At 63.3% G+C, this 22,506-nt stretch carries 17 protein-coding genes; 14 read left to right on the top strand and 3 right to left on the bottom strand.

Features of this window, described 5'->3' with window-relative positions; translation table 11 throughout:
- Window positions 1-39 precede the first annotated feature (39 nt).
- Window positions 40-918: a heme/hemin ABC transporter substrate-binding protein gene (locus tag BUQ73_RS02205; protein WP_079226493.1), complete on the bottom strand. Its 879-nt coding sequence runs from the start codon at window positions 916-918 to the stop codon at window positions 40-42.
- 147 nt (window positions 919-1,065) lie between these two features.
- Between BUQ73_RS02205 and BUQ73_RS02200 the strand changes: the two genes are divergently transcribed.
- On the top strand, window positions 1,066-1,383 hold the full coding sequence (locus tag BUQ73_RS02200; protein WP_079226492.1) for a Rieske (2Fe-2S) protein: 318 nt from the start codon (window positions 1,066-1,068) through the stop codon (window positions 1,381-1,383).
- On the opposite strand, the gene sfsA is transcribed toward BUQ73_RS02200, so the two are convergent.
- Both sfsA and BUQ73_RS02190 read right to left on the bottom strand, forming a co-directional pair.
- Window positions 1,373-2,086: a DNA/RNA nuclease SfsA gene (gene sfsA, locus BUQ73_RS02195; RefSeq protein ID WP_079226491.1), complete on the bottom strand. Its 714-nt coding sequence runs from the start codon at window positions 2,084-2,086 to the stop codon at window positions 1,373-1,375. The genes BUQ73_RS02200 and sfsA overlap by 11 nt on opposite strands.
- Window positions 2,087-3,259, bottom strand: a complete 1,173-nt coding sequence (locus BUQ73_RS02190) for a pyridoxal phosphate-dependent aminotransferase (RefSeq protein WP_079226490.1) — start codon at window positions 3,257-3,259, stop codon at window positions 2,087-2,089. It abuts the gene before it with no gap.
- A gap of 210 nt (window positions 3,260-3,469) precedes the next feature.
- On the opposite strand from BUQ73_RS02190, the gene dksA reads away from it, so the two are divergent.
- From dksA to BUQ73_RS02130, 13 genes are all read left to right on the top strand, one after another.
- Entirely contained in the window at window positions 3,470-3,916 is a 447-nt protein-coding gene (dksA, locus tag BUQ73_RS02185) for an RNA polymerase-binding protein DksA (RefSeq protein ID WP_060509315.1), read from the top strand.
- Window positions 3,917-3,979: 63 nt separating this feature from the next.
- Window positions 3,980-4,867 carry a tRNA glutamyl-Q(34) synthetase GluQRS gene (gene gluQRS / locus BUQ73_RS02180; protein WP_152031498.1) on the top strand — a complete coding sequence of 296 codons (888 nt, stop codon included), beginning with the start codon at window positions 3,980-3,982 and terminating at the stop codon, window positions 4,865-4,867.
- 244 nt (window positions 4,868-5,111) lie between these two features.
- On the top strand, window positions 5,112-5,288 hold the full coding sequence (locus tag BUQ73_RS27785) for a hypothetical protein (RefSeq protein WP_003250005.1): 177 nt from the start codon (window positions 5,112-5,114) through the stop codon (window positions 5,286-5,288).
- On the top strand, window positions 5,272-8,247 hold the full coding sequence (locus BUQ73_RS02175) for a sensor histidine kinase (RefSeq protein ID WP_192858679.1): 2,976 nt from the start codon (window positions 5,272-5,274) through the stop codon (window positions 8,245-8,247). The genes BUQ73_RS27785 and BUQ73_RS02175 overlap by 17 nt, the downstream gene beginning before the upstream one ends.
- Before the next feature lie 4 nt (window positions 8,248-8,251).
- Window positions 8,252-9,697 carry a sigma-54-dependent transcriptional regulator gene (locus tag BUQ73_RS02170; protein ID WP_079226487.1) on the top strand — a complete coding sequence of 482 codons (1,446 nt, stop codon included), beginning with the start codon at window positions 8,252-8,254 and terminating at the stop codon, window positions 9,695-9,697.
- A gap of 957 nt (window positions 9,698-10,654) precedes the next feature.
- Window positions 10,655-12,046 (top strand): polynucleotide adenylyltransferase PcnB, encoded by a 1,392-nt coding sequence (locus tag BUQ73_RS02165; protein ID WP_060484232.1) that lies wholly within the window; start codon window positions 10,655-10,657, stop codon window positions 12,044-12,046.
- Window positions 12,043-12,522: a 2-amino-4-hydroxy-6-hydroxymethyldihydropteridine diphosphokinase gene (gene folK / locus BUQ73_RS02160; RefSeq protein ID WP_079226486.1), complete on the top strand. Its 480-nt coding sequence runs from the start codon at window positions 12,043-12,045 to the stop codon at window positions 12,520-12,522. The genes BUQ73_RS02165 and folK overlap by 4 nt, the downstream gene beginning before the upstream one ends.
- A 262-nt stretch (window positions 12,523-12,784) precedes the next feature.
- Window positions 12,785-13,585, top strand: coding sequence for a 3-methyl-2-oxobutanoate hydroxymethyltransferase (gene panB, locus BUQ73_RS02155; protein ID WP_079226485.1), 801 nt, complete (start codon window positions 12,785-12,787; stop codon window positions 13,583-13,585).
- A complete protein-coding gene (gene panC / locus BUQ73_RS02150) occupies window positions 13,582-14,445 on the top strand; it encodes a pantoate--beta-alanine ligase (RefSeq protein WP_079226484.1) in 864 nt (287 codons plus the stop codon). The genes panB and panC overlap by 4 nt, the downstream gene beginning before the upstream one ends.
- A gap of 146 nt (window positions 14,446-14,591) precedes the next feature.
- Window positions 14,592-16,256 (top strand): glucose-6-phosphate isomerase, encoded by a 1,665-nt coding sequence (gene pgi, locus BUQ73_RS02145; RefSeq protein WP_079226483.1) that lies wholly within the window; start codon window positions 14,592-14,594, stop codon window positions 16,254-16,256.
- Between the two features lie 239 nt (window positions 16,257-16,495).
- A complete protein-coding gene (gene acs, locus BUQ73_RS02140) occupies window positions 16,496-18,430 on the top strand; it encodes an acetate--CoA ligase (protein WP_079226482.1) in 1,935 nt (644 codons plus the stop codon).
- Between the two features lie 42 nt (window positions 18,431-18,472).
- On the top strand, window positions 18,473-19,342 hold the full coding sequence (locus BUQ73_RS02135) for an oxygenase MpaB family protein (RefSeq protein WP_079226481.1): 870 nt from the start codon (window positions 18,473-18,475) through the stop codon (window positions 19,340-19,342).
- 78 nt (window positions 19,343-19,420) lie between these two features.
- Window positions 19,421-22,357: a DUF748 domain-containing protein gene (locus BUQ73_RS02130; protein WP_079226480.1), complete on the top strand. Its 2,937-nt coding sequence runs from the start codon at window positions 19,421-19,423 to the stop codon at window positions 22,355-22,357.
- Window positions 22,358-22,506 lie beyond the last annotated feature (149 nt).

Genomic DNA, 22,506 nt, shown 5'->3' with positions numbered 1-22,506 from the left:
TCAGGCAAACAAACAGTGTTCGCGGCTGGATCCGTTGTTTCATTTAGTAGCTGCACTTGCCGGGTAGAACGCAGTCGCCAGTTCCTGCAAGGCAGCTGGCAGGCGCGGGCCAAGGCCGCCCACAAGCAATGTCGGGTCGAGCGATACCAGGCGTTTGTCGCGCACTGCACGCGAAACTGCCAGTGCCGGGTTTTCCTTGAGCAGTGCCTGCAAGGCCTGCTCGCCACTCAGGGCACGATCGGAAAACACCACTACATCCGGGTCGAGCGCCGCCAGCGCCTCATTGGAAAAGTTCTTGTAGCCTTGGTGCTCAGCCAGGTTACGCGCCCCGGCTTGGCGCAACACCCAGTCCCCTGCCGAGCCCTGCCCGGCAATCAGCGGTTTGGCGCCGGCATGGCCAACCAGCAGCAACACACCTGGCGCCTTGTGATTCTGCTGGGCCTGCTTCACCTGCAGTTGCAACGCTTCGAGTTGCTGGTGATAGCTGGCAGACAACTGTGCCGCTTTCTCCTCGGCACCCAACAAAGCCCCCAGCTGCTTGAGGTTCTGGTCCACGGCAGCCAGCTCGGCCTGGCTGGAGAGCAGCTCGACACGCACGCCCGCCTTGCGCACCTGCGCAAGCACAGGTGGCGGCCCCATCTCTTCGGTGCCGACCAGCACATCCGGGCGCAAGCTGAGGATGCCCTCGGCCGACAACTGCCGCTGATAACCGATACTCGGCAAGGCCTTCAGCGACTCAGGGTGCTGGCTGGTAGTATCGACGCCCACCAGGCGCGGCTCGCCGCCCAGTGCACTGATCCACTCGCTCAGCGCCCCGCCCGCACTGACCCAGCGCTGCGGCAGTTCGGCGGCCAAGGCCTGGGTGGCAACAACGAGAGCTGCGCACAGGGCGAGCAAGGCAGCGGGACGGCGCATCATCGGATTCCTTCTGAAGGCGGGCCGCACGCCTTGTGGCGGGCGGCAGAACTGCGCACCATAGCGGCTGGCGCAGCGAATGCGGGCAATTTGATAATTATTCGCATTGAAGCGTCAAGCCACCACTTTGTTTCACGAGCCTTCCCAGCAATGCACTTTCTCTGTCCTTCCGCGGCCCTGGCCGAGGGCCATAGCCGCGCCTTCAGCGTAGACGGCATCGACTTGTTCGGCGTGCGCCGCCACGGTCAGGTGCATCTCTACCGCAACCGCTGCCCGCATCGAGGTATCCCACTGAACTGGGCGCAAGACGCCTTTCTCGACGACAGCGCCAGCCTGATCCACTGCGCCCATCATGGCGCGCTGTTTCTGATCGACAGTGGCGAATGCGTGGCTGGCCCCTGCGAAGGGGATATGCTCCAGCCCCTGGGCTGCCATGAAGACAGCCAGGGCATCTGGCTCAAGGGTTGAGCAACACCGGCAGCGGGCGGTCGATGACGATTTGCTCGCTGTCCAGGCGCACACCATAGGCCAGTACCTCGACCCCATCCGCCACCGCCGCGCGCAGCGCGTTGGCATAGGCGAAGTCGATCTCCTCGGCGGGGCGCACGGCTTCGATACCGGTAAGGTTCACACAGTACAGCTGCACCGCACGGATGCCCTGACGGGCCAAGGCCGCCAGCTCGCGCAGGTGCTTGGCGCCACGTTGGGTGACGGCATCCGGGAACGCTGCCACGGCTGTGTCCGGGTAACCCAGGGTCACGCTCTTGACCTCGACATAGACTGGCCCATCGGCAAACTCCAGGCGAAAGTCCACCCGACTGCGCTCTTCGCCATAAGCGACTTCGCGCTTCAGTGCGGTAAAGCCGGCCAGTTCCTCGATTACTCCGGCGCGCAGCGCCTCTTCAACCAACGCATTGGCCCGCCCGGTATTGATACAGGCCAGCCGGCCCTGGGGCGTTTCGCTGATTTCCCAGGTACCTGGCAGCTTGCGCTTGGGGTCGTTGGAGCGGCTGAACCAAACCTGCCCGCCCTCGCGCATGCAATTGAGCATGGAACCGGTGTTCGGGCAGTGGATGGTCAGTTGCTCACCATTGGCCAGTTCGATGTCAGCCAGAAAGCGCTTGTAACGGCGCAGCAGGCGCCCTTGTTCCAGTTGAGGAAAGAACACCATTTACCCCTGCCAGCTGCGCAGCCCACGGGCGATACGCTCGACCGCCTGCTCCAGGCGCGGCAGGCTCTGGGTGTAGGCAAAACGTACATGGTGGCCGGCCAGGTGGCGGCCAAAATCCAGGCCTGGGGTGAAGGCAATATGCTCGGTTTCGAGGAAATGCTGGCAGAAGGCAAAGGCATCCCCACCAAACGCGCTGATGTCGGCATACAAGTAGAACGCCCCCTGTGGCTCGACGGCAATGCGGAAACCCAGTTCACGCAGCGCCGGTAACAGGTAGTCGCGGCGACGGGCGAACTCAGCACGGCGTTCTTCGAAAATCGCCAGAGTCTGCGGCTGGAAGCAGGCCAGCGCCGCATGCTGGGCCATGCTCGGTGCACTGATGTAGAGGTTCTGCGCCAGCTTCTCCAGATCGGCCACGGCATTGGGCGGTGCCACCAGCCAGCCGAGCCGCCAGCCGGTCATGCCGAAATACTTGGAAAAACTATTAAGGACGAACGCCGAGTCGTCCACTTCCAGCACACTTGGCGCGTCCATGCCGTAGGTCAGGCCGTGGTAGATCTCGTCCACCACCAGGTGGCCATGGCGCTCACGGGTGGCCCTGGACAGGCTGGCCAGTTCGTCGCGACCCAGCACGGTGCCCGTCGGGTTGGCTGGCGAGGCGACCAGTGCGCCCACGCTGTCCTTGTCCCAGTAACGCTCGACCAGATCGGCGGTCAGTTGGTAGTTGACCTCTGGCCCCACCGGTACCAACTGTGCGCCGCCTTCGACCAGGCGCAGGAAGTGGCGGTTGCACGGGTACCCCGGGTCGGCCAGCAGCCAGTGCTTGCCGGGGTCGACCAGCAGGCTGCTGGCCAGCAGCAGCGCGCCGGAGCCGCCCGGGGTGACGAGAATCCGCTCTGGGTCGACTTGCAGGCCATAGCGCTGGCCATAGAAACCGGCGATGGCCTCGCGCAGCGCTGGCAGCCCGCGGGCGGCGGTATAGCGGGTATGCCCGGCGGCCAAGGCGGCTTGGCCGGCGGCGACGATCGGTGCGGCGGTGGTGAAGTCCGGCTCGCCGATTTCCAGGTGGATCACATCATGGCCGGCCGCTTGCAGCTCATTGGCCCGCGCCAGCAACGCCATGACGTGGAAGGGTTCGATGGCGCGGCTGCGCGCACTGTAGGGGTGGGCCATGACCTTCTCTCAATTGGGTCTAAACTGTTGATTCTACCTTTGCACGGCAGCGAACGTGAGGCGCGTACGGCTGTCAACTGCTAAGGTCGGGCGGGGTAGCGCACCCCCGATCTATCTGGTAAGTTCGGCGGCTCGCAGTCGCAGGGCCGGCGGGTGCCGGAGATGGAGCATCCTGCGCATTGGATCAGATGAGTGAGAGGCGGTCTATTCATGTCCACCGTAGAAAAGCAAAAACCCGGTCAGACCATGTACGGTGTCGAGCCCTATAAAGAGACCAAGGGCGAAGAGTATATGGGCGAGCCCATGCGCAAGCACTTCACCAAGCTCCTCAATGCCTGGAAAGGCGAGCTGATGGTCAGTGTGGACCGTACTGTGGACCACATGAAGGACGAAGCAGCCAACTTCCCCGACCCGGCCGACCGTGCCAGCCAGGAAGAAGAATTCGCACTGGAGCTGCGCAACCGCGACCGCGAGCGCAAGCTGATCAAGAAAATCGACAAGACCCTGCAGAAGATCCAGGACCAAGATTACGGCTGGTGCGATTCCTGCGGCATCGAGATCGGCCTGCGCCGTCTGGAAGCCCGTCCGACCGCCGACCTGTGCTTCGACTGCAAGGAAATCTCGGAGAAAAAGGAAAAGACGGTCGGCAAAGGCTGACACTTCTCCCATCCGAACGGGGCGCATCTTGCGCCCCGTTTCATTTATATGCCCGGCAATGCCATGAAAGACTCCCGTTACATCGGACGCTTCGCCCCCACCCCGAGCGGTTTCCTGCACTTCGGCTCGCTGGTCGCCGCCCTTGCCTCCTGGCTCGATGCCCGTGCAGTAGACGGCCGCTGGCTGCTGCGCATGGAAGACACCGACCCGCCCCGGGAAATGCCCGGCGCCCGCGACGCGATCCTGCAGACCCTGGAGCGCTACGGCCTGGAATGGGACGGTGAGGTGGTGTACCAGAGCCAGCGCCACGATGCCTATGCCGCAGTGGTCGACCGCCTGTTCAGCATGGGCCTGGCCTACGCCTGTACCTGTTCGCGCAAGCAGCTGGAAGGCCACAATGGCATCTACCCAGGGTTTTGCCGCAACGCCGGGCATGCCCGCGAAGGCGCAGCGATCCGGTTGCGGGTGCCTGAGCTGATCTACCGCTTTACCGACCGGGTGCAGGGCGAGTTCCAGCAGCACCTGGGGCGTGAAGTTGGGGATTTCGTGATCCAGCGGCGTGACGGGCTGTATGCCTATCAACTGGCGGTGGTACTGGATGATGCCTGGCAGGGTGTTACCGACATCGTGCGCGGGGCCGACCTGCTCGACAACACCCCGCGCCAGTTGTACCTGCAGGAACTGCTGGGCTTCTCGCAGCCGCGTTACCTGCACATTCCGCTGATCGTGCAGCCTGATGGGCACAAGCTGGGTAAGTCCTATCGCTCGCCGCCGCTGCAGGCGGAACATGCGACGCCGCTGCTATTGCGAGCGCTGCGTGCGCTGGGGCAGGCGACCGAGCCGGAGTGGTTGCTGGGGACCCCTGCCGAGGTGCTGGCGATGGCCCGCAAGCAGTGGCGGCCGGACGCGATTGCGCAGCGGGCCACGGTGCCAGAGGCTGATTTGCACTGACGCAGGGCCGGCCTCTTCGCGGGTAAACCCGCTCCCACAGGGATCGCGCCAAGCCTGGAGGCCGCGCTGTATCTGTGGGAACGGGTTTTCCCGCGAATGGGCCGCAACAGGCAACCTCCCCTCAAAAACAAAAGCCCAATAAATTCAAACCCTTGGCGAACCCCACCGATTACCGCTAGCATCGCCACAGTCAATTGCGCCAATAATAACTCCAAGCCCGCAGCGCCCAACCATCGAGGCCAGCATGTACATCTATCGTTTGGTCCTGCTTCTGGTCGTGGGGATCTACCTGTTCTCCCCGGCCATCATGGACTGGTGGATCGAACCGACCGGTGCCTGGTACCGCCCCTACCTGCTCTGGCTGATCCTGATCGTCGTCACCTTCATCCTGCAGAGCCAACGAGATGCCGATGAGCTTTAGCCTGACCCAGATGATCCTGATCAGCGCCGCGTACCTGATGGTGCTGTTCGGTGTGGCCTGGATCAGCGAGCGTGGACTGATCCCGCGTTCGATCATTCGCCACCCGCTGACCTACACCTTGTCGTTGGGCGTCTACGCCAGTGCCTGGGCCTTCTATGGTTCGGTGGGCCTGGCCTATCAATATGGCTACGGCTTTCTCGCCTGTTACCTGGGGGTGTCGGGTGCATTCCTGCTGGCGCCGGTGCTGCTGTATCCGATCCTCAAGATCACCCGCACCTACCAGCTGTCGTCGCTGGCCGACCTGCTGGCGTTCCGCTTTCGCAGCACCTGGGCCGGCGCGCTGACCACGATCATCATGCTGATCGGCGTGCTGCCGCTGCTGGCCCTGCAGATCCAGGCGGTGGCCGACTCGATCAGCATTCTCACCGGCGAGCCGGTCAAGGCACGGGTGGCGTTCGCCTTCTGCACCCTGATCATCCTGTTCACCATCTTCTTCGGCTCGCGCCATATCGCCACGCGCGAGAAGCACGAAGGCCTGGTGTTCGCCATCGCCTTCGAGTCGGTTATCAAGCTGCTGGCCCTGGGCGGCATCGGCCTCTACGCGTTGTACGGTGTGTTCGGTGGCCCCCACGAGCTGGAAGTGTGGTTGCTGCAGAACCAGACCGCCCTGGCAGCATTACACACGCCGCTGCAGGAAGGCCCATGGCGCACCCTGCTGCTGGTGTTCTTCGCCTCGGCCATCGTCATGCCGCACATGTACCACATGGCCTTCACCGAAAACCTCAACCCACGCTCGCTGGTCAGCGCCAGCTGGGGCCTGCCGCTGTTCCTGCTGCTGATGAGCCTGGCTGTGCCGCTGGTGCTGTGGGCCGGCCTGCGCCTGGGCGCCAGCACCAACCCCGAGTACTTCACCCTGGGCCTGGGGATCGCCGCGAACAACCAAGCGCTAGCCTTGCTGGCCTACGTTGGCGGGCTTGCGTCCGCCAGCGGGCTGATCATCGTCACCACCCTTGCGTTGTCGGGCATGGCCCTCAACCACCTGGTGCTGCCGCTGTACCAACCACCGGCCGAAGGCAACATCTACCGCTGGCTGAAATGGACCCGCCGGGCGCTGATCGTCGCCATTATCACTGCGGGGTTCGTCTTCTACCTGACCCAGAACAACCACCAGAGCCTGGCCAACCTGGGTATCGTCGCCTTCGTCGCCACCTTGCAGTTCCTGCCTGGCGTGCTGTCGGTGCTGTACTGGCCGACCGCCAACCGCCGCGGTTTCATCGCCGGGCTGCTGGCAGGGACCCTGGTGTGGATGGCGACCATGCTGCTGCCGCTGCTGGGTAACCTGCAGGGCTTCTACATTCCGCTGCTGGACATGATCTATGTACTCGACGACACCAGTTGGCACATGGCGGCCATCGCTTCGCTGGCGGCCAACGTCCTGCTGTTCACGCTGATTTCGCTGTTCACCAATGCCAGCACCGAAGAGGTCAGCGCCGCAGAAGCCTGCGCCGTGGACAACGTACGCCGCCCGCAGCGCCGCGAGCTGCATGCCGCCTCGCCACAGGAATTCGCCACCCAGCTGGCAAAACCGCTGGGCGCCAAGGCTGCGCAGAAAGAGGTCGAACAGGCCCTGCGCGACCTCTACCTGCCGTTCGACGAGCGCCGCCCCTATGCCTTGCGCCGCCTGCGTGACCGTATCGAGGCCAACCTTTCCGGCCTGATGGGGCCGAGCGTGGCCCAGGACATGGTCGAGACTTTCCTGCCTTACAAGTCCGGTAACGAAAACTACGTCACCGAGGACATCCACTTCATCGAGAGCCGCCTGGAAGACTACCACTCGCGCCTAACCGGCCTGGCTGCCGAGCTCGATGCCCTGCGCCGCTACCACCGCCAGACCCTGCAGGAACTGCCCATGGGCGTTTGCTCGCTGGCCAAGGACCAGGAAATCCTGATGTGGAACAAGGCCATGGAAGAGCTGACCGGCATCGCCGCCAAGCACGTGGTCGGCTCGCGCCTGGTGACCATCGGCGAGCCTTGGCGCGGCCTGTTGCAAGGCTTCATCAACGTGCCCGACGAACACCTGCACAAGCAGCGCCTGGCGCTGGACGGCCAGCCGCGCTGGCTGAACCTGCACAAGGCAGCCATCGACGAGCCCCTGGCACCGGGCAACAGCGGTCTGGTGCTGCTGGTGGAAGACCTTACCGAAACCCAGGCCCTGGAAGACAAGCTGGTGCACTCCGAGCGCCTGGCCAGCATCGGCCGCCTGGCTGCTGGTGTGGCCCACGAAATCGGCAACCCGATCACCGGTATCGCGTGCCTGGCGCAAAACTTGCGCGAAGAGCGCGAAGGCGATGGCGAAATCATCGAACTGTCCAGCCAGATCCTCGAGCAGACCAAGCGTGTCTCGCGCATCGTCCAGTCGCTGATGAGCTTCGCCCACGCCGGCGGCAGCCATCAGAACAGCGAAGAACCGGTCTGCCTGGCCGAAGTGGCGCAGGACGCCATCGGTCTGCTGGCATTGAACCGGCGCAACTTCGAAGTACAGTTCTTCAACCTCTGCGACCCGGATCACTGGGCCGAAGGGGACCCGCAGCGCCTCGCCCAAGTGCTGATCAACCTGCTCTCCAACGCCCGTGACGCTTCGCCGCCCGGCAGCGCCGTGCGGGTACGCAGCGAAGTCAGCGAACACACCGTCGACCTGATCGTCGAGGACGAGGGCAGCGGAATCCCGAAAAACATCATGGACCGCCTGTTCGAACCGTTCTTCACCACCAAGGACCCGGGCGAGGGAACCGGACTGGGGCTCGCTCTGGTCTATTCCATCGTGGAAGAGCATTATGGGCAAATCACCATCGACAGCCCGGCCGACATCGAACGGCAACGTGGCACCCGGATCCGCGTGACCCTGCCCCGGCATGTCGTAGCGACGTCCCCTGAAATTCGAGACCGTCGAGAGAATTGAATCAATGCCGCACATTCTGATCGTCGAAGACGAAACCATCATCCGCTCGGCCCTGCGTCGGCTGCTCGAACGGAACCAGTACCAGGTCAGCGAAGCCGGCTCGGTGCAGGAAGCCCAGGAACGCTTCAGCATTGCCACCTTCGACCTGATCGTCAGCGACCTGCGCCTGCCAGGCGCCCCGGGCACCGAGCTGATCAAGCTTGGCCAGGGCACCCCGGTGCTGATCATGACCAGCTACGCCAGCCTGCGCTCGGCGGTGGACTCGATGAAGATGGGCGCGGTGGACTACATCGCCAAGCCTTTCGACCACGATGAAATGCTCCAGGCCGTGGCACGCATCCTGCGTGACCGGCAGAACGCACCGGCAGCCGCGCCGGCCCCGGCGGCCGAGCCGCGGGCCAACGGCAAGGCTGCGCCAGCCGACAAGGGTGCCGCGGCAGCCAATGGCGAGATCGGCATCATCGGTTCTTGCCCGCCGATGCAGGACATGTACAGCAAGATCCGCAAGGTTGCGCCCACCGACTCCAACGTGCTGATCCAGGGCGAGTCGGGCACCGGTAAAGAGCTGGTCGCCCGCGCCCTGCACAACCTGTCGCGCCGCGCCAAGGCGCCGATGATCTCGGTGAACTGCGCGGCCATTCCGGAAACCCTGATCGAGTCGGAACTGTTCGGCCACGAAAAAGGCGCATTTACCGGCGCCAGTGCCGGCCGCGCCGGTCTGGTGGAAGCCGCCGATGGCGGCACCCTGTTCCTCGATGAAATCGGTGAATTGCCACTGGAAGCTCAGGCCCGCCTGCTGCGAGTGCTGCAGGAAGGTGAAATCCGTCGGGTCGGGTCGGTGCAGTCGCAAAAAGTCGACGTGCGCCTGATCGCCGCCACTCACCGTGACCTGAAGAACCTGGCCAAGGCCGGGCAGTTCCGCGAAGACCTTTATTACCGCCTGCATGTGATCGCCTTGAAACTGCCAGCCCTGCGCGAGCGCGGCAGTGACGTCAACGAGATCGCCAACGCCTTCCTCGCCCGCCAGAGCGCGCGTATTGGCCGTGACGACCTGCACTTCTCGGCCGAAGCCGAGCAAGCCATTCGTCATTACAGCTGGCCGGGTAACGTGCGCGAACTGGAAAACGCCGTGGAGCGCGCGGTGATTCTCAGCGAGAGCGCGGAAATTTCCGCCGACATGCTGGGCATCGACATCGAACTGAGCGACCTTGAGGAGGATGACATCCTCGACAGTGCCCTGGTTGCAGCCAGCGCCAGCACTGCCAGCCACGAACCGACCGAAGACCTGTCGCTGGAGGATTACTTCCAGCATTTCGTGCTCGAGCACCAGGACCACATGACCGAGACCGAGCTGGCACGCAAGCTGGGCGTTAGCCGCAAGTGTCTGTGGGAACGGCGCCAGCGCCTGGGCATCCCGCGGCGCAAGAGCAACGCTACCAGCGACAACTGAGTACGTCAGTGTGTCGTCAGCGTTTCAGCGCCTGCGAGACCGAGCGCCGCCCGCGCGGCGCATCGCGGATAAATCCGCTCCTGCATTTTTTGCAACGTGCCAAACCTGTTACGCCATGGTCGCCTGCCTTGGCGCATGACGAGAGCCCTGCAAACAAGGCTGACAACCATGGCCTGTCAGGCATGGCCACGTTGCAGCAGATGTAGGAGCGGATTCATCCGCGATGCGCCGCGCGGGCGGCGCTCGATCCCACAGGCGACAAAGATGTCGCACCAAGCCCCCCCAGGTAACACCTCAGTTCCCGCACAAATCTGTTACCCAACCTTTCCGCCGTAACAGTTCCCGAGGCGTACGGTAACGAAAAATCTACATTTTCGGCCCGCCGCCAACCACAAATTTCCGCCAAACCCCTGATTTCATTGGGTTTCGAAAAGTTGGCACGGCACCTGCTATATGTCTGGTACAAGAACAATAACAAGCACAGCAACTCAGAATAAGAACAAGACGAAACGGCTCACGCACAATAAAAACAAGACGGCGGAGGCGCAGCTAACTGATTCTTTTGGAGAGGATGCGTGTTTGGGGCTTGCCCCACGACCAGGCAGAGAACAACAAAAACTGCACTTAAAAGCAGCGCCTGAACTGGTTGGATCGAAGGATCAACGTGACATCAGCGGCCAAAGCAATCCGTTTGCTCTTTACCCCTGGATTGGGGGTCGTCCACAAGCTTCGAGATTTGTGGACAGGGCACTCAACAAAAACAAGAAGCCCAGTAAAAAAACAATAAGAGCACGCAACGACTTCTTGGGGAGCTTAGGCTCCCCTTGTCGTTTCTCCCCTTCCGGCAGCCCTTCCTGCCAACGCCTACACCATTCCCTGAGTAAATGCTAGAATCCCCGCCCATCATGCGGCCATTCTCCTATTCTTGGCCGATCATTCCTTCAAACAGTGCATCCCATGCTGAAGAAGCTGTTCCAGTCTTTCCGCCCTCCCGTACCGGGCCAGCACCACCGGCGCACCACGCCCGAGGTGATCAACAAGAGCCAACACTCGCTGCAGCGCCACCAGTTCAGCCGCCACGCGGTGAACATCGTCGAGCGCCTGCAGAGTGCGGGCTACCAGGCATACCTGGTCGGTGGCTGCGTCCGCGACCTGATGCTGGGCATCACGCCCAAGGACTTCGACGTCGCCACCAGCGCCACGCCCGAGCAAGTGCGTGCCGAGTTCCGCAACGCGCGCATCATTGGCCGGCGCTTCAAGCTGGTCCACGTGCATTTCGGCCGTGAGATCATCGAAGTCGCTACCTTCCGCGCCCCCCACTCGGAAGACGACCAGGGCGACAGCCACCGTTCGTCGCACAACGCCAGTGGTCGCATCCTGCGTGACAACGTGTACGGCACCTTGGAAGAAGACGCGCAACGCCGCGACTTCACCATCAACGCCCTCTACTACGACCCGGTCAGCGAGCGCATTCTCGACTACGCCAACGGCGTGCACGATGTGCGCAACCGCCTGTTGCGCCTGATCGGCGACCCGACCCACCGCTACCAGGAAGACCCAGTGCGCATGCTGCGTGCTGTGCGTTTCGCCGCCAAGCTCGACTTCGGCATCGAGAAGCACACCTTCCAGCCGATCCGCAAACTGGCCCCGTTGCTGCGCGAGATCCCGCCAGCGCGCCTGTTCGAGGAATGCCTCAAGCTGTTCCTCTCCGGCCAGGGTGCCATCGCCTTCGAAATGCTGGTCGACCTGGAGTTGTTCGAGCCGCTGTTCCCGGCCAGTGCCCATGCCCTGGACGAACGCCCTACCTACACCCATACCCTGATCAGCCAGGCGCTGAACAACACCGACCTGCGCGTCAAGCAAGGCAAGCCGGTAACCCCGGCCTTCCTGTTCGCCGCCCTGCTCTGGCCTGCCCTGCCAAGCCGCGTGCTGCATCTGCAGAACCAGGGTGTGCCGCCGATTCCGGCCATGAACGGTGCAGCCCACGACCTGATCGCCGAGCAATGCGCACGCATCGCCATTCCCAAGCGTTTCACCCTGCCGATCCGCGAGATCTGGGACATGCAGGAACGCCTGCCGCGCCGCAGCGGCAAACGCGCTGACCTGCTGCTCGACAACCCGCGCTTCCGCGCCGGTTACGATTTCCTGCTGCTGCGCGAAAGCGCGGGCGAGGAAACCGATGACCTCGGCCAGTGGTGGACCGATTACCAGGATGCCAACGACAGCGAACGCCGCGAAATGATCCGCGAACTCGGCAGCCGTGACGAAGGCACCGCTGCCGGTCCGCGCAAACGCAAGCGCAGCGGCAGCAAGCGCAAACGCAGCGGTGGTGACGAGGCATTCGAGTGACCACGCGCGCCTACATTGGCCTGGGCAGCAACCTGGACGCGCCTGCCGAGCAGCTGCGCAGCGCCATGCAGGCGCTCGACCAGGTTGACGGCAGCCGCCTGGTAGCGGCTTCGGCCCTGTACACCAGCGATTCGCTGCTGCCCGGCCAGCCGCGCTACACCAACGCGGTGGCCGCGCTTGACACCACATTGGCACCACTGGACCTGCTCGACGCCTTGCAAGCTATCGAGAACGGCCAGGGTCGCGTACGCAAGGAACGCTGGGGCCCGCGCACCCTCGACCTGGATATCCTGCTGTTTGGTGACCAGGTGATCGACGTTCCACGCCTGCAGGTGCCGCACTACCACATGCACGCACGCCCCTTCGTGCTGTACCCCTTGGCCGAACTGGTAGCGGGCGACTTCTGCCTGGCCGATGGCCGTGCGCTTGCCCAATTGCTCGAAGCCTGCCCGTTCGTCGGCCTGGAACGCCTGTAAACCGGGCGTTTGAGACATTCAGCAGAACACGGTAACGCCAGTAACACCCTGTTAGTAACAATGCGGTAACAGGGTGATTGACTTCCCCCACCTCGCTCACGACTATAGGCGTCCCGTGTGGCACCAAAGTGCCGCATACCCGTATTTAGGCCCGGACGGACCTGTGCCCGAACATCACGCGCGATGATGTGCCGCTCCGGAAGATGACTACACGCGTTGTATGCAGTCGTTTTTCACAGCGCCTGAACGAGGATTTTCCTACATGCCTGAAGTAACCCTGACCACCCTGCATGGCCTCAAGGCCAAGGGTGAAAAGATCACCATGCTGACCTGCTACGATGCGACCTTCGCCAAGGCCTGCAGCCAGGCCGGCGTCGACGTGTTGTTGGTGGGCGATTCCCTGGGCATGGTCCTGCAGGGCCATGACAGCACGTTGCCCGTCACCACTGCCGAGATGGCCTACCACACCGCCTGTGTCAAACGTGGCAACGATGGCGCGCTGATCCTCGCCGACCTGCCGTTCATGGCCCACGCCACGCCCGAGCAGGCCTTCGCCAACTGCGCCACGCTGATGCAAGCCGGCGCCCACATGATCAAGCTTGAAGGCGCCGCCTGGCTGGCCGAAACCATTCGCCTACTGGCCGAACGTGGTGTGCCGGTGTGTGCGCACATGGGCCTGACTCCGCAGACCGTCAACGTGCTGGGCGGTTACAAGGTTCAGGGCCGCCAGGAAGCGCAGGCGCGGCAGATGCGTGCCGACGCCATTGCCCTGGAACAAGCCGGCGCGGCGATGCTGCTGCTGGAGTGCGTACCCACCGAGCTGGCGGCCGAAATCACCCAGGCAGTGGGCATTCCGGTGATCGGCATCGGCGCCGGTAGCGCCACCGACGGCCAGGTGCTGGTGCTGCACGACATGCTCGGCCTGTCACTCAGTGGCCGGGTGCCAAAGTTCGTCAAGAACTTCATGGATGGCCAGCCTGACATCCAGAGCGCCCTCAGCGCCTACGTCAAGGCCGTCAAGGACGTTACCTTCCCCGCAGCCGAGCACGGATTCAGCGCATGAACACAGTCAAGACCGTCCGCGAACTGCGTGCTGCCGTCGCCCGCGCCCGCGGTGAAGGCAAGCGCATCGGTTTCGTGCCGACCATGGGCAACCTGCACAGCGGCCATGCCGCGCTGGTGACCAAGGCCGCCCAACGTGCCGATTTCGTGGTCGCCAGCATCTTCGTCAACCCGCTGCAGTTCGGCGCCAACGAAGACCTCGACAAGTACCCGCGCACCCTCGCTGCCGACCAGCAGCGCCTGCTCGATGCGGGCTGCCACCTGCTGTTCGCGCCCACTGTCGAAGAGATGTACCCCGACGGCATGGCCGTGCAAACCCGCGTCAGCGTGCCCAGCCTCTCCGAGGGCCTGTGCGGTGCCAGCCGCCCTGGGCATTTCGAAGGCGTGGCGACCGTGGTCAGCAAGCTGTTCAACATGGTCCAGCCAGACCTGGCCGTGTTTGGCGAGAAGGACTACCAGCAGCTGGCGGTGATCCGTGCCATGGTGCGCGACCTGAACATGCCGATCCAGATCATCGGTGAGCCGACCGTGCGCGCCGAGGATGGCCTGGCGCTGTCCTCGCGCAACGGATACCTGACGCCTGAACAACGCAGCACCGCACCGGTGGTGTATCGCACCTTGAAGCAGATCGGTGAAGCGCTTGGCCGCGGCCAGGCAGATTTCGCGGCACTGCTCGAACAAGGCAAGGCGAATCTGATCGCTGCGGGGCTGCGTCCGGATTATCTGGAAGTGCGCCACGCGGTGAACCTGCGTCCGGCGACTTTTGGTGACCGGGACCTGGTGATCCTGGTAGCGGCGTATCTGGGTAACACTCGGTTGATCGACAACCTTTACCTGCATCTGGACGACAAGACCGCATAACGGCCTGGGGCGCGCATAGCGCCCCTTCCAAAATCCCCCGCCATCCCCATTCCCTGCGCGCGGCCTTTGCCTATAATGATGGCCAGTCTGAACCCGGCAATCACTGCCCTGTCCAAGGCTCACCACGCATCAAGGAATTCCGCGCAATGGCGTATTACCGTACACCCCACGATGTGACGGCCCTGCCTGCCTGGCAGGCCCTGCAGAAACACCGCGACGCCATGCAAGGCTTCAGCATGCGCGAAGCCTTCGCCGCCGATGCCAAGCGCTTCGATCAGTTCTCCCTGAGCTGCTGCGGTCTGTTCCTCGACTATTCGAAAAACCTGATCACCGACGAGAGCCGCAACCTGCTGGTGGACCTGGCCGAACAAGTCGGCCTGCAGGATGCGATCAAGTCGATGTTCAGCGGCGAGATCATCAACGCCTCGGAAGGCCGCCCCGTGCTGCACACCGCGCTGCGCCGCCCAGTGGGCGACAAGCTCAGCGTAAACGGCGTCAACGTGATGCCGGAAGTGCACAAGGTACTCAACCAGATCACCGAACTGGTGGGCCGCATTCATGACGGCCTGTGGCGTGGCTACAGCGAAAAGCCGATCACCGATGTGGTCAACATTGGCATCGGCGGCTCGTTCCTCGGCCCCGAGCTGGTGTCCGAAGCCCTGTTGCCCTATGCCCAGCGCGGCGTGCGCTGCCATTACCTGGCCAATATCGACGGCAGTGAATTCCATGAGCTGTCAGCCAACCTGCGCGCCGAAACCACACTGTTCATCGTCTCGTCGAAGTCTTTCAACACCCTCGAGACGCTGAAGAACGCCATGGCCGCGCGCACCTGGTACCTGGCCCAGGGCGGCTCGGAAGCCGAGCTGTATCGCCACTTCATCGCAGTTTCCAGCAACAAGGCCGCCGCCGTGGCCTTCGGTATTCGCGAAGAGAACATCTTCCCGATGTGGGACTGGGTAGGCGGGCGCTACTCGCTGTGGTCGGCCATCGGCCTGCCAATCGCCCTGGCCATCGGTACCGCCAACTTCAAGGAGTTGCTGTCGGGTGCCTACACCATGGACCAGCACTTCCAGACCGCACCGTTTGACAAGAACATGCCGGTGCTGCTGGCCCTGCTGGGCGTCTGGTACGGTAACTTCTGGGGCGCGAACAGCCACGCGATCCTCCCGTATGACCACTACCTGCGCAACATCACCAAGCACCTGCAACAGCTGGACATGGAGTCCAACGGCAAGAGCGTGCTGCAGGATGGCACCCCGGTCAAAACCGATACCGGCCCGGTGATCTGGGGCGGCGTAGGCTGCAACGGTCAGCATGCCTACCACCAGTTGCTGCACCAGGGCACCCAGCTGATCCCGGCCGACTTCATCGTGCCTGTGGTCAGCTTCAACCCGGTGGCCGACCACCATCAGTGGCTGTACGCCAACTGCCTGTCGCAGAGCCAGGCACTTATGCTCGGCAAGACCCGTGAGGAAGCCGAGGCCGAACTGCGCCAGAAGGGCCTGAACGAAGCGGACATCGAAAAACTCGCACCGCACAAGGTGATCCCGGGCAACCGCCCGAGCAACACCCTGGTGGTCGAGCGCATCAGCCCGCGCCGCCTGGGCGCACTGGTGGCGATGTACGAACACAAGGTATTCGTGCAGAGCGTGATCTGGGGCATCAATGCCTTCGACCAGTGGGGCGTGGAACTGGGCAAGGAACTGGGCAAGGGCGTGTACCAGCGCTTGGTCGGCAGCCTGGAAGACAGCGCCGAAGATGGCTCCACCCAAGGCCTGATCAACTACTTCCGCGGCCGTCACCGCGGTTGATCTGATCTGGCAGGAGCGCTCTTTGTAGGAGCGGCCTTGCGTCGCGAAAGGGTCGCGAAGCGGCCCCAGCAATTCAAACATTGACTCGAAGAACCTGGGGCTGCTGCGCAGCCCTTTCGCGACACAAGGCCGCTCCTGCAACCTCAGCACCAGCCTCCAAGGAACATCCCCGCTGACTACACTGTCCATCGAATAGCCGCTGCTGTCCCTCGCCCCTCACAAGAGCAGGACCACCCGCCATGTTCGATATCAGGCAGTATCCCCAGGCCCTGGCCGTTAGCCAGTCCGCCAGCCTCTCCCCCGACGACTACCAGCGCCTCTACCGCCAGTCGGTCGATGACCCCGACACTTTCTGGGCAGAACAGGCCAAACGCCTGGACTGGATCAAACCCTGGTCGAGCGTCCAGCAATGTGACCTGAGGACCGGCAAGGCCCGCTGGTTCGACGGTGGCCAACTGAACGTCAGCTACAACTGCATCGATCGTCACCTTGCCCAGCGCGGCGAGCAAACCGCCCTGCTGTGGGAAGGCGATGACCCCAAGGACTCCAAGGCCATCACCTACCGCGAACTGCACCGTCAGGTCTGCCGCCTGGCCAATGCCCTCAAGGCACGCGGCGTGAACAAGGGCGACCGTGTGTGCATCTACATGCCGATGATTCCCGAAGCTGCCTACGCCATGCTCGCCTGCACACGCATCGGCGCCATCCACTCGGTGGTGTTCGGCGGCTTCTCCCCGGATGCCCTGCGTGACCGCATTCTCGATGCCGACTGCCGCACCGTGATCACCGCCGATGAAGGCGTGCGCGGTGGCAAGCGCATCCCGCTCAAGCAGAACGTCGACAAGGCCCTGGCCAGTTGCCCTGCGGTCAGCAGCGCGTTCGTGGTGCGGCGCACCGGCGGCGATGTGGCCTGGAACCAGGGTCGCGACCTCTGGTACCACGAAGCGACCGACAAGGCAGGTGACGATTGCCCACCAGAGCCGATGGATGCCGAAGACCCGTTGTTCATCCTCTATACCTCCGGCAGCACCGGCAAGCCCAAAGGCGTGCTGCATACCACCGGTGGCTACCTGCTGCAGGCGACGATGACCTTCAAGGTGGTGTTCGACTACCGCGACGGCGAGGTGTTCTGGTGCACGGCCGACGTCGGCTGGGTCACGGGCCACAGCTACATCGTTTACGGGCCGCTGGCCAACGGTGCGATTTCGCTGATGTTCGAAGGCGTACCCAACTACCCAGACACGTCGCGCTTCTGGCAGGTGGTGGATAAACACCAGGTGAACATCTTCTACACCGCCCCCACCGCGCTGCGCGCATTGATGCGTGAAGGTTCGGCACCGCTGCAGAGCACCTCGCGCAAAAGCTTGCGCCTGCTCGGCAGCGTTGGCGAACCGATCAACCCCGAAGCCTGGGAGTGGTATTTCGAAGAGGTTGGGCTAAAGCGCTGCCCCATTGTCGACACCTGGTGGCAAACCGAGACCGGCGGCATCATGCTCACGCCGCTACCGGGGGCCCAAAGGCTCAAGCCCGGTTGCGCCAACCAGCCAATGTTCGGCGTGCAACCAGTGCTGCTGGACGAAAAAGGCAAACTGATCGAGGGCCCGGGCGCCGGCCTGCTGGTGATCAAGGCAAGCTGGCCCGGGCAGATCCGCAGCGTCTATGGCGATCACCAGCGCATGGTCGATACCTACTTCAAGCCCATGCCCGGTTACTACTTCACCGGTGACGGCGCCCGCCGCGATGCCGACGGCGACTACTGGATCACTGGCCGCATCGATGACGTGATCAACGTCTCCGGCCACCGCATCGGCACTGCCGAGGTGGAAAGCGCGCTGGTGCTGCACGACAGCGTCGCCGAGGCCGCCGTGGTCGGCTACCCCCATGACCTCAAGGGCCAGGGCGTCTATGCCTTCGTCACCACCATGAATGGAATCACCCCTGACGATGCACTCAAGGCCGAGCTGCTGGCACTGGTCAGCAAGGAGATCGGCAGCTTCGCCAAGCCAGAATTGATCCAGTGGGCTCCGGCCTTGCCCAAGACCCGCTCGGGCAAGATCATGCGGCGTATACTGCGCAAGATTGCCTGCAACGAACTGGACAACCTCGGCGACACCTCGACCCTGGCCGACCCAAGCGTGGTGCAGGGCCTGATCGACAAACGCCTCAATCAATAGCGGGCGGCCACTTGCCATGGCCGTCCTGAAGCACAGGACGCCATGGAAGCCCTACGCCGCCGCATCGAAACCCAGGTCATGAGCCTCACCGGGCTGGCCCTCGGCCAGCTCGACCTCGAGTCCCCCAAAGGCGACCCCGGCCTGTTCGGGCCGCACAGCATTAGTTGGCGGGTGCATGGCGACTTCCCGAGCATGCTGGTCGGCGGTATCAGTGCCCTGATGCTGCAGCTGTTGCACCCGTTGGCCCTGGCCGGGGTGTGGGACCACTCCAACTTTCGCGAAGACCTGCTCGGCCGCCTGCGCCGCACCAGCCAGTTCATCTCTGGCACCACCTTCGGCTCGACCCGCGATGCCGAATGGTTGATCGACAAGGTGCGCACCATCCACTTGCAGGTGACCGGCACCGCGCCCGATGGCAGCCCATATGCCGCAAGTGACCCCGACCTGCTGACCTGGGTGCACGTGGCGGAGGTCAGCAGCTTCCTCGCGGCCCACCTGCGCTACCGCGACCCCGGCCTTTCACGTGCCGATCAGGACGCCTATTACGCCGAGATCGCCCTGATCGCCGAACGCCTCGGGGCGCGCAATGTCCCCCGCTCTTGCCAGCAGGTCGCGGACTACCTGCAGCGAATGCGCCCGCAACTGCAATGCAGCGCGCGTAGCCTGGAGGTTGTCGGGATCCTGCTCGCTGCCCCTGCCCCGAGCCGCCTTGCCGAGCCGGTCGGCAAGCTGATGTTGCATGCCGGTATCGATCTGCTGCCGGACTGGGGCCAGGCCATGCTCGGCCTGCAGCAAGGGCCGCTGCAACGGCGCATGATCCGCCTTGGCCTGCAAAGCACAGCGCCAATTCTGCGCTGGGCCATGCGTGACGGCTCGGCACATCGGGCCAGGCGACGCATGGGTATCGAGTGACGGAGAATGGTCGCCCCAGCGGAACCGATTTAACGTGCCATACTCCAAGCACTCCTGCTTAGACAGACGAAGCGACACATGTACAAAGGATTGACTCGCGCCCTCGGCGCCCTGCTGGCCCTGGTAGCCCTATACAGCCTGCTCGGCTTCCTCATTCTTCCTGGTGTCGCCTTGCGTATTGCCAACCAGCAGTTGGCGCAGTACGCCACCGTGCCGGCACACCTGCAACGCATCGAACTCAACCCCTTCAGCCTCGAGCTGACACTTTGGGGCCTGCAGCTCGGCGAGCCTGGCAAGGAGCAGGTCGGCTTTGAACGGCTGTACGCCAACCTGGCGCTCGACAGCCTGTGGAGCGGCGCCCTGCACCTGCAGGCCATCGAGCTCGACAAGCCACGCAACGAGGTGCTGTTCGCCAAGAACGGCACGCTCAACCTGACCCAATTGTTCAAGTTGCCCGCCAGCGAACCCAAGCCGGAGCAGCCGCCCAGCGACCCGTTCCCACTGCGTATTGGCAGCATCAAGCTCAGCGGCGGTTATCTGCACTTCGAGGACCAGCGCCCGAGCGAGCCGATCGAGTTCATCTACGACGACATGAACCTGGAGCTGAAAAACCTCAGCACCTTGCCTGACGACAATGCCGACATGACCTTGGTGGCAATCGGCCCTAACGGTGGACGAGTGGATTGGAGCGGTACCCTCAGTCTCGCACCGATGGCCTCGGAAGGCACACTGAAGGTCACCGATGGCAAGATGAAGCTATTCTGGCCCTACGTGCGCGATGCCGTGCCGCTGGTGCTGGAAGACGGCGTGTTCAACCTCGACACCCACTACAAGCTCAACCTGTCCAAGGAAACCGAGCTGTTGCTGGACAACACCTCGGTCAAGATCGCACCGTTCGCCATCAAGGCCCCGGATGACCGGCCGCTGGTGCGCCTGGCCAGCCTGGAAGTAAGCGAGACGTCCATCGACCTGGCCAAGCAGCTGGTCACCGTCGGCAAGGTTCGCAGCGAAAAGCTGGAAACCTGGGCGGCCCTGGAAAAGGACGGCCAACTCGACTGGCAGAAGCTGTTCGCCAGCCAGCCGGCCAAAGCCACGCCAAAGGAGAAAGCCGAGCCGGCGGCTGCCGAACCAACGCCGCAGGAAAAAGCCGCAAAGGCGCCGAGCAAGCCGTGGCAAGTACTGCTCAAGGACGTGCAACTGCGCAACTACCAGGTACACCTCGCCGACCGTAGCCAGAAGGAGCCGGTAGCGCTGGATGTCGGCCCGCTGAACCTCGACATGCAGGGTTTCGACAGCCTCAACCAGTCGCCTTTCACCCTCAAGCTCGACACCGGCGTTGGCAAGCAAGGCAAGCTGCAGGCGGCAGGTGAAGTGAACCTGGCGCCCGTCACCGCCAAGCTCGATGTCAGCACCCGTGACATCGACCTGCGTATCGCCCAGGCGTACATCAGCCCGTTCATTCGCCTCGAACTGCGCAGCGGCATGCTCGCCAGCGACCTCAAGGTCGACCTCAAGCGCACCGAGCCACTGGCCTTCACGGTTGCTGGCAAGGCCCAGGTCAACCAGCTGCATACCCTGGACACCATCAAGGGCCGTGATTTCGTCAAATGGCAGCAAGTAAACGTCGATGGCCTGTCGTATGTGCACGGTGATGCCTTGTCCATCGACAAAGTCACCCTGCTGCAGCCCTACGCGCGTTTCATCATCAACGAAGACCGCACCACCAGCGTCGACGACCTGCTGATCCCGCAACCGGCCGGCGCGGCGGCCAGCAGCCCGGCCAAGCCAGCCAGTGCCGCAGCCAGCAAGCCCCTCGGCATCCACATCGGCCAGATCGACATCAACGATGGCTCGGCCAACTTCGCCGACCTGACCCTGACACCGAACTTCGCCACCGCCATCCAGCAGCTCAACGGCCAGATCGGCACCATCGACAACCGCAAGCCGGCACCGGCCAAGGTCGACGTCAAAGGCAAGGTCGACCGTTATGCCCCGGTCACCATCAAGGGCGCGCTCAACCCGTTCAACCCGCTGGCCAGCCTGGATATCGCCACCAGCTTCAAGCGCGTCGAACTGACCACGTTGACCCCCTACTCCGGCAAGTTCGCCGGTTTCCGTATCCGTAAAGGCCGGCTGAACCTCGACCTGCATTACCTGATCACCAACGGCCAGCTCAAGGCCGAGAACAAGGTCGTGGTCGAACAGCTGCAACTGGGGGAAAAGGTCGACAGCCCGGATGCGGTGGACCTGCCGATCCGCTTGGCGATCGCCTTGCTCAAGGACACCGAAGGGCGGATCTCCATCGAACTTCCGGTTTCGGGCGACCTCAACAACCCGCAGTTCAGCGTCATGCCGATCGTCTGGCAGACCCTGCGCAACCTGGTGCTGCGTGCGGCCCAGGCGCCGTTCAAGTTCATCGGCGGGCTGATTGCCGGTGGTGGCTCAGAAGACTTGGGTACAGTGGCCTTCGCCCCTGGCTCCAGCGAGCTTGGTGGCGATGCGCAGTCGACCCTGGACAAGCTGGCTTCAGCACTCAAGGAGCGCCCGGAACTGCGCCTGGAAATCGAAGGCACCAGCGCCCAGAGCAGCGACGGCCCGTTGATCGCCCAGCAGCGCCTGGAACGTGAATACCAGGCTACCTGGTACAAGATCCTGCAGCGCCGTGGCGACAAAGTACCGGCCAACGCCTCGATGCTGCAGGTCGACGACAGCGACAAACCGGCGATGCTTGAAGGCATCTACCGCACTCGCCTGAAGCAGCAACCCCCAGCCGAGTGGGAACAATTGAGCCGGGACGAGCGCACCACCAAGCTGCGCGAGGCGGTGATCAAGTCCTGGGCTGAAAGCACGGCATTGCTGCGTACCCTTGGCCAGGAGCGGGCCAGCAGCATCAAGGACTACCTGGTCGACAAGGGCAAGCTCGAGGATGACCGGGTGTACTTCATCGACACCAACCTGGGGCAGGCTGAAAGTGATGGACGGGTGATTACCCCGATGCACCTGGATGCTGAGTAGCCACAAGCCTGTATGCGCCCTTGTAGGAGCGGCCTTGTGTCGCGAAAGGGCCGCGCAGCGGCCCCAGAAATAGGTGTACCAAAGCTGAAATCCGGGGGCCGCTCTGCGGCCCTTTCGCGACGCAAGGCCGCTCCCACAAAACCGCTTCA

The organism is Pseudomonas putida, from assembly GCF_002025705.1.
GTDB classification, from domain to species: domain Bacteria; phylum Pseudomonadota; class Gammaproteobacteria; order Pseudomonadales; family Pseudomonadaceae; genus Aquipseudomonas; species Aquipseudomonas putida_J.
This window is presented reverse-complemented; position numbering and strand designations above follow the sequence as displayed.

Bases quoted from the DNA above. Each gene is read 5' to 3' on its own strand.
- dksA (WP_060509315.1), top strand. From the start codon at position 3,470: ATGTCCACCGTAGAAAAGCAAAAACCCGGTCAGACCATGTACGGTGTC.
- BUQ73_RS02205 (WP_079226493.1), bottom strand. From the start codon at position 918: ATGATGCGCCGTCCCGCTGCCTTGCTCGCCCTGTGCGCAGCTCTCGTT.
- acs (WP_079226482.1), top strand. From the start codon at position 16,496: ATGTTCGATATCAGGCAGTATCCCCAGGCCCTGGCCGTTAGCCAGTCC.
- panC (WP_079226484.1), top strand. From the start codon at position 13,582: ATGAACACAGTCAAGACCGTCCGCGAACTGCGTGCTGCCGTCGCCCGC.
- BUQ73_RS02135 (WP_079226481.1), top strand. From the start codon at position 18,473: ATGGAAGCCCTACGCCGCCGCATCGAAACCCAGGTCATGAGCCTCACC.
- BUQ73_RS02200 (WP_079226492.1), top strand. From the start codon at position 1,066: ATGCACTTTCTCTGTCCTTCCGCGGCCCTGGCCGAGGGCCATAGCCGC.
- BUQ73_RS02190 (WP_079226490.1), bottom strand. From the start codon at position 3,259: ATGGCCCACCCCTACAGTGCGCGCAGCCGCGCCATCGAACCCTTCCAC.
- pgi (WP_079226483.1), top strand. From the start codon at position 14,592: ATGGCGTATTACCGTACACCCCACGATGTGACGGCCCTGCCTGCCTGG.
- BUQ73_RS02130 (WP_079226480.1), top strand. From the start codon at position 19,421: ATGTACAAAGGATTGACTCGCGCCCTCGGCGCCCTGCTGGCCCTGGTA.
- BUQ73_RS27785 (WP_003250005.1), top strand. From the start codon at position 5,112: ATGTACATCTATCGTTTGGTCCTGCTTCTGGTCGTGGGGATCTACCTG.
- gluQRS (WP_152031498.1), top strand. From the start codon at position 3,980: ATGAAAGACTCCCGTTACATCGGACGCTTCGCCCCCACCCCGAGCGGT.
- BUQ73_RS02170 (WP_079226487.1), top strand. From the start codon at position 8,252: ATGCCGCACATTCTGATCGTCGAAGACGAAACCATCATCCGCTCGGCC.
- sfsA (WP_079226491.1), bottom strand. From the start codon at position 2,086: ATGGTGTTCTTTCCTCAACTGGAACAAGGGCGCCTGCTGCGCCGTTAC.
- BUQ73_RS02165 (WP_060484232.1), top strand. From the start codon at position 10,655: ATGCTGAAGAAGCTGTTCCAGTCTTTCCGCCCTCCCGTACCGGGCCAG.
- BUQ73_RS02175 (WP_192858679.1), top strand. From the start codon at position 5,272: ATGCCGATGAGCTTTAGCCTGACCCAGATGATCCTGATCAGCGCCGCG.
- panB (WP_079226485.1), top strand. From the start codon at position 12,785: ATGCCTGAAGTAACCCTGACCACCCTGCATGGCCTCAAGGCCAAGGGT.